General features: G+C 54.2%; 16 protein-coding genes. 8 read left to right on the top strand and 8 right to left on the bottom strand.

Annotated features, from left to right (window positions below):
* The first annotated feature begins 157 nt into the window (after positions 1–157).
* Positions 158–1,666, top strand: coding sequence for a dipeptide/tripeptide permease DtpA (gene dtpA, locus ACS0RQ_RS11820; protein WP_271848936.1), 1,509 nt, complete (start codon positions 158–160; stop codon positions 1,664–1,666).
* A gap of 104 nt (positions 1,667–1,770) precedes the next feature.
* Positions 1,771–2,373, top strand: a complete 603-nt coding sequence (gene gstA, locus ACS0RQ_RS11815) for a glutathione transferase GstA (RefSeq protein WP_271848937.1) — start codon at positions 1,771–1,773, stop codon at positions 2,371–2,373.
* A gap of 70 nt (positions 2,374–2,443) precedes the next feature.
* Here the strand turns inward: gstA and tyrS are convergent, their stop codons facing one another.
* The 4 genes from tyrS to anmK all read right to left on the bottom strand — a co-directional run bounded on the left by tyrS (position 2,444) and on the right by anmK (position 6,100).
* A complete protein-coding gene (gene tyrS / locus ACS0RQ_RS11810; RefSeq protein WP_041851545.1) occupies positions 2,444–3,718 on the bottom strand; it encodes a tyrosine--tRNA ligase in 1,275 nt (424 codons plus the stop codon).
* A gap of 124 nt (positions 3,719–3,842) precedes the next feature.
* Positions 3,843–4,499 (bottom strand): pyridoxamine 5'-phosphate oxidase, encoded by a 657-nt coding sequence (pdxH, locus tag ACS0RQ_RS11805; protein ID WP_041851546.1) that lies wholly within the window; start codon positions 4,497–4,499, stop codon positions 3,843–3,845.
* Between the two features lie 57 nt (positions 4,500–4,556).
* Positions 4,557–4,880, bottom strand: coding sequence for a C-type lysozyme inhibitor (gene mliC, locus ACS0RQ_RS11800; RefSeq protein ID WP_041851547.1), 324 nt, complete (start codon positions 4,878–4,880; stop codon positions 4,557–4,559).
* Between the two features lie 95 nt (positions 4,881–4,975).
* The gene (gene anmK / locus ACS0RQ_RS11795) at positions 4,976–6,100 is read right to left on the bottom strand and encodes an anhydro-N-acetylmuramic acid kinase (protein ID WP_271848938.1); all 1,125 of its coding nucleotides are present in this window, start codon (positions 6,098–6,100) and stop codon (positions 4,976–4,978) included.
* Positions 6,101–6,380: 280 nt separating this feature from the next.
* Here anmK and slyB point away from each other — a divergent pair, with 280 nt between their 5' ends.
* Positions 6,381–6,848: an outer membrane lipoprotein SlyB gene (gene slyB / locus ACS0RQ_RS11790; RefSeq protein WP_041851549.1), complete on the top strand. Its 468-nt coding sequence runs from the start codon at positions 6,381–6,383 to the stop codon at positions 6,846–6,848.
* A gap of 87 nt (positions 6,849–6,935) precedes the next feature.
* Here the strand turns inward: slyB and slyA are convergent, their stop codons facing one another.
* The gene (gene slyA / locus ACS0RQ_RS11785; RefSeq protein ID WP_041851550.1) at positions 6,936–7,376 is read right to left on the bottom strand and encodes a transcriptional regulator SlyA; all 441 of its coding nucleotides are present in this window, start codon (positions 7,374–7,376) and stop codon (positions 6,936–6,938) included.
* A 177-nt stretch (positions 7,377–7,553) separates the two neighbouring features.
* Between slyA and ACS0RQ_RS11780 the strand changes: the two genes are divergently transcribed.
* From ACS0RQ_RS11780 to ACS0RQ_RS11770, 3 genes are read left to right on the top strand one after another with little or no spacing between them, the layout of a single operon-like run.
* The gene (locus ACS0RQ_RS11780; protein WP_041851551.1) at positions 7,554–7,790 is read left to right on the top strand and encodes a DUF1656 domain-containing protein; all 237 of its coding nucleotides are present in this window, start codon (positions 7,554–7,556) and stop codon (positions 7,788–7,790) included.
* Positions 7,791–7,792: 2 nt separating this feature from the next.
* On the top strand, positions 7,793–8,656 hold the full coding sequence (locus ACS0RQ_RS11775) for an efflux RND transporter periplasmic adaptor subunit (protein ID WP_271848939.1): 864 nt from the start codon (positions 7,793–7,795) through the stop codon (positions 8,654–8,656).
* Positions 8,653–10,668, top strand: coding sequence for an FUSC family protein (locus ACS0RQ_RS11770; protein ID WP_271848940.1), 2,016 nt, complete (start codon positions 8,653–8,655; stop codon positions 10,666–10,668). Before ACS0RQ_RS11775 ends, ACS0RQ_RS11770 begins: the two co-directional genes overlap by 4 nt.
* Here the strand turns inward: ACS0RQ_RS11770 and sodC are convergent.
* From sodC to ACS0RQ_RS11755, 3 genes are all read right to left on the bottom strand, one after another.
* Complete coding sequence (sodC, locus tag ACS0RQ_RS11765; RefSeq protein WP_271848941.1) at positions 10,658–11,179, bottom strand: superoxide dismutase [Cu-Zn] SodC; 522 nt, start codon at positions 11,177–11,179, stop codon at positions 10,658–10,660. The genes ACS0RQ_RS11770 and sodC overlap by 11 nt on opposite strands.
* Before the next feature lie 78 nt (positions 11,180–11,257).
* Positions 11,258–12,154 (bottom strand): aldo/keto reductase, encoded by an 897-nt coding sequence (locus tag ACS0RQ_RS11760; protein WP_334633040.1) that lies wholly within the window; start codon positions 12,152–12,154, stop codon positions 11,258–11,260.
* A gap of 48 nt (positions 12,155–12,202) precedes the next feature.
* Positions 12,203–12,442 (bottom strand): DUF1289 domain-containing protein, encoded by a 240-nt coding sequence (locus ACS0RQ_RS11755; protein ID WP_271848943.1) that lies wholly within the window; start codon positions 12,440–12,442, stop codon positions 12,203–12,205.
* A 113-nt stretch (positions 12,443–12,555) separates the two neighbouring features.
* On the opposite strand from ACS0RQ_RS11755, the gene ACS0RQ_RS11750 reads away from it, so the two are divergent.
* Together ACS0RQ_RS11750 and ACS0RQ_RS11745 are read left to right on the top strand one after the other, a co-directional pair.
* Positions 12,556–13,152, top strand: a complete 597-nt coding sequence (locus tag ACS0RQ_RS11750) for a TetR/AcrR family transcriptional regulator (protein WP_271848944.1) — start codon at positions 12,556–12,558, stop codon at positions 13,150–13,152.
* Between the two features lie 53 nt (positions 13,153–13,205).
* Entirely contained in the window at positions 13,206–14,300 is a 1,095-nt protein-coding gene (locus tag ACS0RQ_RS11745; RefSeq protein ID WP_041851558.1) for an alkene reductase, read from the top strand.
* The last annotated feature ends 31 nt before the right edge of the window (positions 14,301–14,331 follow it).

Here is a 14,331-nt window from a genome sequence, read left to right as displayed (position 1 = left end):
TAAATGTAACAGATCATTACAAAAGCCTTGCCTCGAATCCCAGGATCAGGAACATTAGCCGCCGTTTTCCCTCCCGCAATAATTATAAGCGCGATGAATACTGGGCATCGCGTCTCGAATCACCCCATTAATATGGGATGTAAAAAAAGAGGTCTATGTGTCAACTGCAAACAAACCAACCGAAAGTGTGAGTCTGAACGCTTTCAAACAACCTAAAGCGTTCTATTTGATCTTCTCCATTGAGCTGTGGGAGCGTTTCGGCTTCTATGGTCTGCAGGGGATCATGGCTGTCTATCTGGTTAAACAACTGGGTATGTCCGAAGCGGACTCCATTACCCTGTTTTCCTCTTTTAGCGCGCTGGTTTACGGTCTTGTCGCTATTGGCGGCTGGCTGGGCGATAAAGTTCTGGGGACAAAGCGCGTTATCATGCTGGGGGCCATTGTGCTGGCCATCGGTTACGCACTGGTAGCGTGGTCTGGTCACGATGCCAATATCGTGTATATGGGTATGGCGGCGATCGCCGTCGGTAATGGCCTGTTTAAAGCCAACCCGTCTTCCCTGCTCTCCACCTGCTACGCAAAAGATGACCCGCGTCTCGATGGTGCATTCACCATGTATTACATGGCAATTAACGCAGGTTCTTTCTTTTCTATGCTGGCTACCCCGTGGCTGGCTGCAGAATTTGGCTGGAGCACTGCGTTTGCCCTGAGCGTCGTCGGTCTGCTGATCACCATCGTGAACTTCGCGTTCTGCAAGCGTTGGGTCAAAAACTACGGTTCTAAACCTGACTTCGAGCCGGTTCGTATGGGTTACCTGCTGGCGACCATCGTAGGCGTTGCTATCCTGATTGCCATCGCCACATGGCTGCTGCATAACCAGGGCATCGCACGCATGGTGCTGGGTGTGGTTGCGCTGTGCATCGTGTGCATTTTCGCAAAAGAGACATTTGCTCTGCAGGGCGCGGCGCGTCGTAAAATGATCGTCGCTTTCATTCTGATGCTGCAGGCCATTGTCTTCTTCGTCCTGTACAGCCAGATGCCGACATCGCTGAACTTCTTCGCCATTCGTAACGTTGAACATACGCTGCTGGGTATCACGTTCGAACCGGAGCAGTTCCAGGCGCTGAACCCGTTCTGGATTATCATTGGTAGCCCGATCCTGGCTGCTATCTATAACAAAATGGGCGATACCCTGCCGATGCCGCATAAGTTTGCCATCGGTATGGTGCTGTGTTCAGGTGCATTCCTGATTCTGCCGCTGGGTGCGAAGTTCGCCTCTGATGCCGGCATCGTCTCCGTAAACTGGCTGGTTGCGAGCTACGGGCTGCAGAGTATCGGTGAGCTGATGATTTCCGGTCTGGGCCTCGCCATGGTGGCACAGCTCGTTCCACAGCGTCTGATGGGCTTTATCATGGGTAGTTGGTTCCTGACGACCGCCAGTGCGAACATCATCGCAGGCTACGTCGCAAACCAGATGGCTATCCCGGAAAACGTCACCGACCCACTGATGTCACTTGATGTCTATGGTCACGTCTTCCTGCAAATCGGTATTGTGACTGCTGTTATCGCCGCGCTGATGATCCTCGCCGCGCCGAAACTGAACCGCATGACCCAGAGTGATGATAGCGATAAAGCCGCGAAAGCGTCAGAAACCGCGACAGCATAAGACTGCACAGAGTTTCAGCAGAAAGCCGTTAACGCACGTTAACGGCTTTTTTTTTATACCTGCAGGTAATAACCTATGCCCGAATTCAACCACCGGAGTGAAGAATGAAACTGTTTTATAAACCAGGCGCCTGCTCATTGGCTTCCCATATTGTTCTGCGTGAAGCAGGTAAAGAGTTTGAACTGGCACGCGTGGATTTAGCAAAAAAATGCCTGGAAAATGGTGATGACTTTTTGGCCATCAACCCGAAAGGACAGATCCCGGCACTGGCCATTAATGCCAACACCCTGTTAACCGAAGGCGTGGCGATTATGCAGTATGTGGCTGACAGCGCGCCGAAAAGCGACCTGCTGCCGCCGGTGGGGTTCCTGAGCCGTTACAAGACGCTGGAGTGGCTGAATTTCGTGGCAACTGAGCTGCACAAAGGGTTTACTCCCCTGTTTCGTCCGGATACGCCAGAAGCGTTCAAACCGACCGCTCGCGCTCTGCTGGAAAAGAAACTGGAGTATGTTGACGCGGCGCTGGCAGACCAGCAGTGGATTAACGGCGAAAACTTCTCCATTGCCGATGCATACCTGTTCACGGTACTGCGGTGGGCGGTAGCGGTGAAACTGAACTTCCCGCAGGCCGGGAATATTGCCAACTATATGCAACGCGTGGCCTCTCGTCCGGCGGTTGCCGCCGCTATGGCCGCAGAAGGGATTTAATCTTCCACGCTTTTGCCATAAAAAAAGGAGTGGTTTCCCACTCCTTTTTCATGTTTCGCGTATCTGCCGGTTATTTCCAGCACACCAAACAGTAGTTCTTCTTACCGCGACGTAACAGCGTATAACGACCGAAGAGAATGTCCGTTTCCTGGAAGAAATATTCCGGGTCAGACTGTTTCTCACCGTTGATGGTGACTGCGTTGGAGGCGATGGTTTTACGCGCCTGACCACGAGATGGCTGTAGCTCCGAGTCTACCAGCGCCTGCATCAGGTCTGCGCCTTTCTCCATTTCGATCATCGGTACGCCGTCCTGCGCCAACTGCTCGAAGTCTGCCTCGCTGAGATCGCTCAGGTTGCCGTTAAAAAGGCTTTCGGTAATACGTTTTGCCGCCACCAGACCTTCTTCGCCATGAACCAGTTTGGTCACCTGCTCGGCCAGCACATACTGGGCACGCGGGGCTTTGCCGCTGTTCTTGTCTTCTTCTTCCAGAGCATTAATCTCTTCAATGTCCATAAAGGTGAAGAATTTCAGGAAGCGATAAACGTCAGCATCCGCGGTATTGATCCAGAACTGGTAGAATTTGTACGGGCTGGTTTTCTTCGGATCGAGCCAGACTGCGCCACCTTCGGTTTTGCCGAACTTCGTGCCATCAGCTTTCGTGATCAGCGGAACGGTCAGACCAAAGACCTGATTCTGGTGCAGGCGACGGGTCAGATCGATACCGGAGGTGATGTTCCCCCACTGGTCGGAACCGCCAATCTGCAGCGCCACACCGTGCAGTTTGTTCAGGCAGGCAAAGTCGTAACCCTGCAGCAGGTTGTAGGAAAACTCAGTAAACGAGATACCCTGATCGTCACGGTTCAGACGCTGCTTCACCGCTTCTTTGTTGATCATCTGGTTAACGGAGAAGTGCTTGCCGATATCGCGCAGGAAAGTCAGCACGTTCATATTGCCGAACCAGTCGTAGTTGTTAGCCGCAATCGCCGCGTTTTCACCACAGTTGAAATCGAGGAACGGCGCAACCTGTTTGCGGATTTTATCCACCCACTCCTGCACCGTGTCTTCGGTATTCAGTTTACGCTCAGCGGCTTTGAAACTCGGGTCGCCAATCAGCCCCGTAGCGCCGCCCACCAGCGCGACAGGTTTGTGCCCGGCCTGCTGGAAGCGTTTCAGGCATAACAATGGAACAAGATGCCCCAAATGCAAGCTGTCGGCGGTAGGGTCGAAGCCGCAATAGAGCGCGATCGGGCCTTGCGCCAGTCGCTCTGCTAACGCTTCCTCGTCCGTCACCTGGGCTACCAGCCCGCGCTCTTGCAATTGTTTAATCAAGTTACTGCTTGCCATCAAATTCTCCATTTAAAACGACTGCACCTCTGCCGGTACACGACTTTTCGCCAGTTACGAAAGTTACATAGAATAAAGCGCCGGATGCAGGAGCACCAGCGCTTAGCGCAACATTTTTCAGGGTTTACGGCGCGAGGCGATCAATTTTCCATGCGTCATTTTCACGCTGGTATAAAAAACGATCGTGGAGACGGTGCGCGCCTCCCTGCCAGAACTCCATTTGCTCAATACTGACGCGATAACCGCCCCAGAAGCTGGGTAACGGAACTTCGCCCTGCTGGAACTTCTGCTTGAGCTCAAGGAATTTGCTTTCGAGAATGCCACGCGCGGAGATCCGGCTGGATTGCTGCGAGACCCACGCGCCAATCTGGCTGTCGCGTGGACGGCTGTGGAAATACTTCACCACTTCCAGGGTAGAAAGGCGCTCAGCTTTACCGATCACCATGACCTGGCGCTCCAGCATGTGCCACGGAAACAGCAGGCTGATAGCCGGGTTTTTCTCGATCTGGTGGGCTTTGCGGCTGCCCAGGTTAGTATAAAACACCAGGCCTTTCTCGTCATAGTGTTTGAGCAGCACAATACGCTGGTAAGGTTGACCGGTTTCATCAACAGTCGCAACGACCATCGCGGTCGGGTCGGCGAGTTTGGCTTCACACGCCTGACCAAGCCAGCGTTCAAACAGCGGCAACGGTTCGGAGGGAAGATCGGCGCGGCGCAAGCCGCCTTTGGTGTACTCACGGCGCAAATGCGCGATTTGCTGCAATTGATCGTTATCAGACATGGCGTTAGCAAGATGAATTATCAGGTGGGGCTATTGTGCCCCCCCCTTGCGAAAATCTCAACGCCGCGGATTTTGTAACTGGCAGTTATTCAGTACGATGCGATCGCGCTTGTAGACCGTGGCGCCATCACCCTTCGACCAGAAAACATAAATACCGTCAGTGTAGCGTGCCCCCGACGCCGACAGACCTTGCTTGAGGATCAGCGGCGTATTGTCATAAATAAAGCTCACTTCCTGGCGGGGATGGTTCAATTTCACCGTAAGCGGCTTTTCATCACACTGATAGTTAAGCGTATCCGTATTCATGCGCTCAACAAACTGGTTGTAGTAACTACACCCGGCGAGAAGCGCGGGCAGGCAGGCGATTAACACTCTTTTCATTAGGTTTTCCCGAGACTGTCCTGGTCATGGAGGACGCGAATAACGTCCTCCGTAAACCCCGGAGTCTAACGGTACGCAGCCTGGGTGAAAGTCAGTTAACTCTGATTCTGTCGCGGATTAGCCGGATAGATAGCCCCCAGCACGCTGGCCTGCGATGCCCCCGTTACCGAAGGTAAGTTGCCGGGTAAACCGGCCAGCGTACGCCAGGCAAGCCAGGCAAAGGCCAGGGCTTCCATATCATCGCCGCTGATTCCCGCCTCATCCGTCGTGGTGACCTCAGTACCCGGCAGCAGCGCAGAAAGGCGCGCCATCAACAACGGATTACGGCTCCCCCCGCCACAGACCAGCAACCGTTCGCAGCCGCCGCACAACAATACCTGTTCGGAAATCGTCACCGCCGTCAGTTCTACCAGCGTGGTTTCGACATCGCGCGGATCCAGCGCCGGGAAAATAGCCAACTGACGCTCAAGCCAGCCATAGTTAAAATATTCACGTCCGGTGCTTTTCGGCGCGGGTGCAGCAAAATAGGGATCGCTGAGCATGTTTTGCAGCAGCGGCAGGACGACTTTCCCACCACTCGCCCACTGGGCGTCTTTATCGTAGGGCTTGCCAAGTTGACGCCAAATCCAGGCATCCATCAGCATATTTCCTGGCCCGGTGTCATAACCGCGGACTGGCTTGTCCGGGAAAAGTAGCGAGATATTGGCGATGCCGCCGATGTTCAGCACTATCCGGCGCTCGATGGGATGTGCCAGTAACGCATGATGAAACGCCGGGACCAGCGGTGCCCCCTGCCCGCCAAGGGCAATATCGCGGCGGCGGAAATCCCCGACCACGGTCACACCGGTTAACGCGGCGATTTGATTGTTATCGCCAATTTGCAGCGTATGAGGTGCATCGCCGGTGGGCTCATGCCAGATGGTTTGACCGTGGCAACCAATAGCCACGATATCTTTTGCGCTGAGATGTTCTCGCGCCATCAGTGCAAGGACGGCTTCGGCAAAGAGTTTGCCCAGACGCGTATCCAGTTGTCCCAGTTGCGACAGGGTGAGCGGTTGGCCCTGGCAGATGCTCAGGACAGCCTCTTTCAGCGGTATCGGCATCGGCCAGGTGAGACTGGCCTGTTGGGCTACCATCTTGTCATCAATAGCGGCAAGCACAACATCCACACCATCAAGGCTTGTTCCCGACATTACGCCAATATAGCGACCCGATTTCATACGCCTTCCTCGTTATAGGGCTTTAGACGCTCACTCCATCATAAAGTGTTTTGTAAAGCTATCGATTACAAATACTTTTTAACAATCGAATCAGAGCTGACTGAAGGAAAAAAAGCGGCAGACGCTTATAATCGGCTTGTTTAGGACCAGTTAAATCCATCCTTGTTATTATTTTTGCTATGTTTTGGCAGAAGATGTGACCTGGTGTGACTAAATGCCATATAATTTAACCATGACGGATGCTCAACTGAGCATGTTTTGGTGAACAGGAGATTCATAGATGATGTTACGTGCACTGGCAGTTACGCTGGTTGGATTTACTCTGGCGGGTTGTGTTAATGACAGTACTCTTTCCGGAGATGTCTATTCCGCCTCAGAAGCCAAACAAGTACAAAATGTCACTTACGGCACCATTGTCAACGTTCGTCAGGTACAGATCCAGGGCGGTGACGACAGCAACGTTGTCGGCGCTCTGGGTGGCGCGGTACTGGGTGGCTTCCTGGGCAACACCGTGGGTGGTGGTGCCGGGCGTTCTCTTGCAACAGCGGCGGGTGCTGTGGCGGGTGGCGTAGCCGGTCAGAGCGTGCAGGGTGCGATGAATAAATCACAGGGTGTGGAGCTGGAAATTCGTAAAGACGATGGCAGCAGCATTATGGTTGTGCAGAAACAGGGCAACTCCCGTTTCGTCGCAGGCCAGCGTGTTGCACTGGCAAGCAATGGTCGCCAGGTTACCGTATCCCCGCGTTAATGGCATCAGTGCCTTCGCAGGCAACGACCTGAACATAGGGATAAAAAAAGCCTCGCAGATGCGAGGCTTTTTCATTACAACTGAGCGTTAGTCTCGCGACTGCAACTCAATGATGTTCTGTTCCAGCCTGGCAATCAGGCTAATCAACAAATCCAGCTCTTCCGGTGAAATACCCGAAAGAATTTCGCCCCGCGTTTGCTTAATCACCGTTTCCATTTCTTCGATGATCGGGTCAGCTTTTTCTGTCAATTTGATCCGTTTTGCACGGCGGTCATTGGCACAGGTCTGGCGAGAAATAAGCCCTTTCTCTTCCAGTTGGTCCAACGTACGCACCAGCGAAGGCTGCTCGATGCCGATCGCTTTTGCCAGTTGAATTTGCGACTGATCGGGAGGCAGCTGATGAATGTTATGCAGCGTGACCCAATGCGTTTGCGTCAATTCCAGAGGTTTCAGGCGATGGTCAATCAGAGCACGCCAGATGCGCACTAAGCGTGCCAGATCAGAACCTAATGGCGATTCCAATTTCATCTCCTTATAATTAGCTTGCTAACTTATTATACTCATTTTAGAATAGTGTGCAGCATTTATATTGCTAAAACAAATGCATTGCTGCCTTCACCGTGTTCGCCCATTCTTAATATCTCCGTCTGGCGGTCTTCGCCGTCAAAACGAACCGGTGAACATTTCTGTAAAGGACTAACGCTTTTGACGCTGACAATTCGCTCCCCGGAATTTCCCCTGCAGGACCTGATCTTCGGCGCTTCGGTCTACTTTCCCCCTATCTTTAAAGCAGTCCTGCTGGGGTTTATGGTGTGGCTGGTTTTGCATCGCTTACTGCGTGACTGGATGTACGCAGGGGATATCTGGCATCCCATCCTGATGGATCTCTCACTTTTCGTGATCGCTATCAGTCTGTCTCTCGGCTTTTTGATCATGTGGTAACTATGCGCCTGAAATCACTTAAATACTTTTCGACGTTACTGGTTCTGGCCGTGGCGCTCGCCGCTGGCTGGTGGTTATGGAACTTCTATATGCAGGCCCCCTGGACACGCGACGGTAAAGTCCGCGCCGAGCAAGTCAGCATCACCCCGCAAGTGTCAGGAAGCATTACTGAGCTGAATATAAAGGATAATCAGTTGGTTAAAGCGGGCGATATTTTGCTTCGAATCGACGACACACCGTACAAAATCGCCGTGCTGAATGCCCAGGCGCAACTGGCGCGCGCGCAAACCGATCTGTCCAAAGCCAACAATGAAGCCAACCGTCGCCGCCATTTGTTGAAAAATTATATTTCAGCAGAAGATCTCGATACCGCGAATATCAATGTGAAGGCGATGCAGGCGAGCGTCAATGCGGCCGAGGCCGCCCTGCAACAGGCACAATGGCAACTTTCACAAACGCAGGTAAAAGCCCCCGTAGACGGCTGGATAACCAATCTTTCCACCCGCACCGGCAACTACGCCACCGCCGGCCAACCGCTGTTTGCACTCATCGACAGCCACTCTTTTTATGTGGTGGGGTATTTCGAAGAGACTAAATTGCGTCATATTCGTCAAGGTGCCGCGGCGCAAATCGTTCTCTATAGCGGCAATATCACGTTACAGGGTCACGTTTCCAGTATCGGACGGGCAATTTATGACCAGAGCGTTGAAACCGACAGCGGGCTGGTGGCAGACATCAAGCCGAATGTACCCTGGGTGCGTCTGGCCCAGCGCGTGCCTGTTCGGATTCAGTTCGATTCCCTGCCCGCCGATGTGACGCTGGTGTCCGGCACCACCTGCACGGTATCGATCGGCGGGGCGAAGTGAAAATCGCGATTCCCCTGCCCTGGCTTACCGCGACGCGCCCTCAGTGGCGGTACGCCATGCGCAACAGTATTGCGATGTGCCTGGCCCTGACGGTCGCCTATTACCTCAATCTGGATGAGCCTTACTGGGCAATGACTTCTGCCGCCGTCGTAAGTTTTCCGACCGTGGGCGGGGTGATCAGTAAAAGTCTCGGTCGTGTCGCGGGCAGCCTGCTGGGAGCGACAGCGGCGATGATCATTGCCGGACATACGCTTAACGATCCGTGGTTGTTTCTGTTCGCCATGGCCGCATGGATAGGTTTCTGTACCTGGGCCTGCGCGCAGTTCAGTAATAACGTCGCTTACGCCTTCCAGCTTGCGGGGTATACCGCCGCGATTATTGCCTTTCCGGTGGTCAATATTACCGACACCACCGAACTGTGGGACATCGCCCAGGCCCGCGTCTGTGAAGTGCTGCTGGGGATTGGCTGTGGCGGCATGATGATGATGATCATGCCGAGCACGTCTGACGGTACCGCGCTGCTGAGCGCGCTGAAAAAAATGCACGCCCGCCTGCTCGAACATGCCAGCCTGCTCTGGCAACAGGAGATAACCGACGCCATCCGCACCGCCCATGAAAATGTGATTGGGCAGATATTGACCATGAATTTGCTGCGCATCCAGGCTTTCTGGAGCCACTATCGTTTTCGTCGTCAGAACCGGCTTCTCAACCACCTGCTCCATCAGCAATTACGTCTGACCAGCGTTATCTCCAGCCTGCGCCGACTGCTATTGAACTGGCCGCATCCGCCTGAGAATACGCGAGCAATACTCGAAACGTTGCTGGTGGAGCTCGCCCGGCCTGGCGCGCACTTTTATACCATAGCGCGCATTATTGCCCCTCTCGCGCCAATGAATGACGATGACTATCGGCACAGCGCCTTCTGGCACCGTTTGCGATACTTCTGCCGACTGTACCTGGCCAGTAGCCGTTGGCTGGCGCGCCTTGAAAATGCCACCCCGATAACCGAATTTACGCTGCCCAGAAGCCGTGCTCTGGCGCGCTTTACCGATAACGCCGAGGCGCTATGGAGCGGGATACGCACCTTCTGTGCACTGAGTCTGGTGGGCGCCTGGACGATCACCAGCCAGTGGGAGTACGGCGATGCAGCGCTGACCCTTGCCGCCATCAGTTGCGTACTCTATTCGGTCTCTCCCGCCCCGTTTAATTCATTGACGCTACTTCTACGCACGCTTGCGTTGCTGACATTATTCAGTTTCGTCGTGAAGTTTGGTCTGATGGTACAGATCAGCGATTTATGGGTGTTCTTGTTATTTTTGCTGCCACTGTTGACCACAATGCAGTTGCTCAAGCTCCAAATGCCTAAACTGGCTGGGCTGTGGGGGCAATTGATTGTTTTTATGGGATCGTTTATTTCGGTGACCAATCCCCCGGTCTATGACCTGGCGGATTTTTTAAATGACGATCTGGCGAAAATTCTCGGCGTGGCGCTGGCGTGGCTCTCGTTTGCCATTTTGCGCCCTGGGTCAGATGCGCGCAAAAGCCGCCGTCATATTCGTGCGCTTCGGCGAGGCTTTGTCGACCAGCTCAGCCGAATGCCGACGATGAGCGAGCATGAATTTGAGTCGGTGGTTTATCACCATATTAGTCAGTTGAGTAACAGCAAAGATGCGCCCGCTCGCCGCTGGTTGTTACGCTGGGGGGTGGTTTTGCTCAACTGTTCGCATGTGGTCTGGCAACTGCGCGACTGGGAGGCACGCTCAGATCCCTTGTCGAAAGTCAGGGATCTCTGTCTTAGCCTGTTACGCGATGTGATGAGTGAACGAGGCGTGCAACAGCGCCCACTGGCAGTAACGCTTAGCGAACTGCAACGGATTTGTGATGCGCTGGCACGCCATCATCAACCTGCCGCACGGGAACTGGCATCGCTTATCTGGCGATTGTATTGCTCGTTATCGCAACTGGAGCAAGCCCCGGCAGCAGGCACACTGGCCGATTCCGCTAGCGGATAACGCCACAAGCGTAACGTGCCCCGCCACCGCCGAGCGGTTTCGGCGAATCAGACATGTTATCGCCGCCAACATGAACCATCAGGGCTTTGTCTTTCACGTCACTGAGTTTTTTCAGGCGCGGCGCAACCACCGCATCGGTCGCCTTACCGTCGTTGTTAACCACCAGCACTGGTAAATCCCCTAAATGCCCCATACCATCGGGGCCTTCGTGTTTACCGGTTTTATCGGGGTCGAGGTGACCACCTGCCGCCTCGGCAGCGGAGGGTTTTCCGTCTTTCATCGCAGGCTCACACGACCCTTTTGCATGAACATGAAAACCATGTTCACCGGGCGGGAGTCCTTTGAGATCGGGCGTAAATTTCAGCCCCTTATCGGTTTCGCTGATGTTCACCGTGCCGACGGACTGCCCCGTCCCCTCGGCAGTGACGAGGTTCATCTTCACTTCGGTACTGGCCGCCTGCGCACCGGCGCAGACGAACAGTGTCAACATTGCCAGACTAAAACGCTTCATATGACCTCCGTTTTTGGCTTTTGCCCTGTAAGTTTAAACCAGGGAAAAAGATTTGGCGGAAAGTCACCTTAGTGCTTATCAGGGAACATCGTAACCCAGAGCCGCTTTGCGGATGCGGAACCACTGCTGGCGCGTCATCTCAAGGCTTGCCGCTCCCAGCGCCGAACGGACGCGTTCAATTTTTCCGGAACCGATAATCGGCAGCGGTTGCGACGGCAGAAGCATCACCCATGCATACACCACTTGTTCAATACTCAGGGCATTCAGCTCTTGCGCCACTTTCGCCAGTTCATCACGCAGTGGCTGGAAGGCCTCGTCGTTGAACAGACGTCCACCGCCAAGGCAGGACCAGGCCATCGGGCGAATGCGCAATTGCTGGAGTTGATCGAGGGTACCGTCCAGTAATAGCGGCTGGTGAACCGGAGAAATCTCAACCTGGTTGGTCGCTAGGGTAAACGGCAGGCGCGACTGGAGCAGCGAGAACTGCGCCGGGGTGAAGTTTGACACGCCAAAATGGCTCACTTTGCCGCTCTGGTGGAGATGCAAAAACGCCTCAGCCACCTCATCGGCATCCATCAGCGGATCCGGGCGATGAATGAGCAGCAGGTCCAGACGTTCGGTCGCCAGATTCACCAATGACTGTTCGGCACTGGCGATGATGTGATCGCGGCTGGTGATGTAGTGGCCCAGCGCATTCCCGGCACGGGCAGTGGTGGCGATGCCGCATTTAGAAACAATCTCCATGCGTTGACGCAGATGGGGAGCCAGCTTGAGCGCCTCACCAAAAGCCGCTTCGCACTGATAACCACCGTAGATGTCCGCATGGTCGACGGTGGTGACACCGAGATCCAGGTGCTCCTCAATAAAACTCACCAACTGACGGGCAGACATATTCCAGTCCATCAGTCGCCAGTAGCCCATCACAAAACGGGAGAACTCCGGTCCCTGCGGCGCAAGGGTAATTCTCTGAACCATAACCACTTCCTCAGCAATAATTTGCCATGAGTATACGCAATTATGGCGTCAAAACAGTGAAGGTTGCTCAGGTTCTTCAGGCGGGAGGGCTTTATTCGCCCGTAATTTGCGCAGAAAACGCTGACGACACAGGCGCAGGACATCCTGTTTTTGTGCGTCGCTCATGGTTTGCCAGTTGAACCGTTCATCGCGGCTGCGCATACACCCACGGCAAAATCCCCGCTCATCTGACTGGCATATTCCCCGGCACGGACTCTGGACGGGGAAAAACTCCAGTTGTTCTGGCACGCATCGCCTCCTGTAGTATTCGTCTCTCTTTATTGAAGACTGCGCACGCGGAACCTGCAAGATCGCATGTATTGCTACTTGCAATAGACCAATCGGTCTAGTAGATTGTGTCCATGAGCAGAAATACTGAACACGATACCCGCGAACATCTGCTGGAAACCGGCGAGCGCTTGTGCATGCATCGCGGTTTTACGGGCATGGGGTTAAGCGAATTACTGAAAACAGCGGAAGTGCCGAAAGGCTCTTTCTACCACTATTTTCGCTCGAAAGAGGCGTTCGGGGTTGCGATGCTCGAACGTCATTATGCCGGGTATCACCAGCGTCTGACGGATCATTTTGCCACAGGTGCAGGAAACTATCGCGATCGCCTGCTCGCGTATTATCAGCAGACACTCATCCAGTTTTGTGATCAGGGCATTATCAGCGGCTGCCTGACCGTCAAGCTTTCGGCAGAGGTGTGTGACCTGTCAGAAACGATGCGTGAAGCCATGGACAAAGGTGCCAGTGGCATTATCAGCTTACTGGCACAGGCGCTGGAAAGCGGCCGCCGTGATCAGTGTCTGACTTTTACTGGTGATGCGCTGACCCAGGCACAGGTGCTCTATTCGCTGTGGCTGGGTGCCAATCTGCAGGCTAAGATTTCACGCAGTGCCGTGCCACTGGAAAGTGCGCTGGCCCATGCGAAAACGATTATTGCAGCGCCTCTTTAACAGGCGTTTTTATTTCCCACTTTACTAGTCGACCGGTCTATTCAGGAGAATTTATGTCCAGCAATTTGTTTACGCCGCTGAAAATTGGCGCGATTACCATCCCAAACCGTGTGCTGATGGCTCCGTTGACACGTCTGCGCAGCATTGAGCCTGGCGATATTCCGACCCCGCTGATGGGCGAATACTACCGCCAGCGCGCCAGCTCTGGCCTTATCATCAGTGAAGCGACCCAAATCTCTGCACAGGCGAAAGGCTATGCAGGCGCGCCGGGTCTTCACAGCCCGGAACAAATTGCCGCATGGAAGAAAATCACCGCCGGTGTACACGCTGAAAACGGTCATATGGCGGTTCAGCTCTGGCACACCGGGCGCATTTCTCACACCAGCCTGCAGCCTGGCGGCCAGGCGCCTGTTGCCCCTTCGGCGATCAGTTCCGGTACCCGTACCTCCCTGCGTGACGCCAACGGCAACGCAACCCGTGAAGACACGTCGATGCCGCGTGCGCTGGAAACCAGCGAAATTCCCGGCATCGTCAATGATTTCCGTCAGGCCGTCATCAACGCACGTGAAGCCGGTTTTGATTTAGTCGAACTGCACTCTGCCCACGGCTATCTGTTGCACCAGTTCCTGTCACCGTCTGCCAACCAGCGTACCGACCAGTATGGCGGCAGCATCGAAAACCGCGCCCGCCTGGTGCTGGAAGTTGTCGATGCCGTCAGCGCTGCCTGGAGTGCGGATCGCATCGGTATTCGCGTCTCCCCTATCGGTTCCTTCCAGAACACCGATAACGGCCCGAATGAAGAAGAAGACGCACTGTACTTTATCGAGGAACTGGGTAAACGCGGGATTGCCTATCTGCATATGTCCGAGCCGGACTGGGCAGGCGGCCAGCCATACACTGAGGAGTTCCGTCGTAAAGTGCGTGAGCGTTTCCACGGCCCCATCATCGGTGCTGGCGCCTACACAGTAGAAAAAGCAGAAGATCTGATTGCGAAAGGTTTAATTGACGCCGTGGCCTTTGGTCGTGCTTACATCGCTAACCCGGATCTGGTTGAACGCCTGCAGCGCAAAGCAGAACTGAACCCGCAACGCCCGGAAAGCTTCTATGGCGGTGGCGCGGAAGGCTATACCGACTACCCTTCTTTATAATCACTTCGTTGATTTGATAGCGGCAGGGATC

This window comes from Phytobacter diazotrophicus (genome assembly GCF_052061655.1).
Lineage (GTDB): Bacteria > Pseudomonadota > Gammaproteobacteria > Enterobacterales > Enterobacteriaceae > Phytobacter > Phytobacter diazotrophicus.
This window is presented reverse-complemented; position numbering and strand designations above follow the sequence as displayed.

Bases quoted from the DNA above. Each gene is read 5' to 3' on its own strand.
- gstA (WP_271848937.1), top strand. From the start codon at position 1,771: ATGAAACTGTTTTATAAACCAGGCGCCTGCTCATTGGCTTCCCATATT.
- tyrS (WP_041851545.1), bottom strand. From the start codon at position 3,718: ATGGCAAGCAGTAACTTGATTAAACAATTGCAAGAGCGCGGGCTGGTA.
- pdxH (WP_041851546.1), bottom strand. From the start codon at position 4,499: ATGTCTGATAACGATCAATTGCAGCAAATCGCGCATTTGCGCCGTGAG.
- mliC (WP_041851547.1), bottom strand. From the start codon at position 4,880: ATGAAAAGAGTGTTAATCGCCTGCCTGCCCGCGCTTCTCGCCGGGTGT.
- anmK (WP_271848938.1), bottom strand. From the start codon at position 6,100: ATGAAATCGGGTCGCTATATTGGCGTAATGTCGGGAACAAGCCTTGAT.
- slyB (WP_041851549.1), top strand. From the start codon at position 6,381: ATGATGTTACGTGCACTGGCAGTTACGCTGGTTGGATTTACTCTGGCG.
- slyA (WP_041851550.1), bottom strand. From the start codon at position 7,376: ATGAAATTGGAATCGCCATTAGGTTCTGATCTGGCACGCTTAGTGCGC.
- ACS0RQ_RS11775 (WP_271848939.1), top strand. From the start codon at position 7,793: ATGCGCCTGAAATCACTTAAATACTTTTCGACGTTACTGGTTCTGGCC.
- sodC (WP_271848941.1), bottom strand. From the start codon at position 11,179: ATGAAGCGTTTTAGTCTGGCAATGTTGACACTGTTCGTCTGCGCCGGT.
- ACS0RQ_RS11760 (WP_334633040.1), bottom strand. From the start codon at position 12,154: ATGGTTCAGAGAATTACCCTTGCGCCGCAGGGACCGGAGTTCTCCCGT.
- ACS0RQ_RS11750 (WP_271848944.1), top strand. From the start codon at position 12,556: ATGAGCAGAAATACTGAACACGATACCCGCGAACATCTGCTGGAAACC.
- ACS0RQ_RS11745 (WP_041851558.1), top strand. From the start codon at position 13,206: ATGTCCAGCAATTTGTTTACGCCGCTGAAAATTGGCGCGATTACCATC.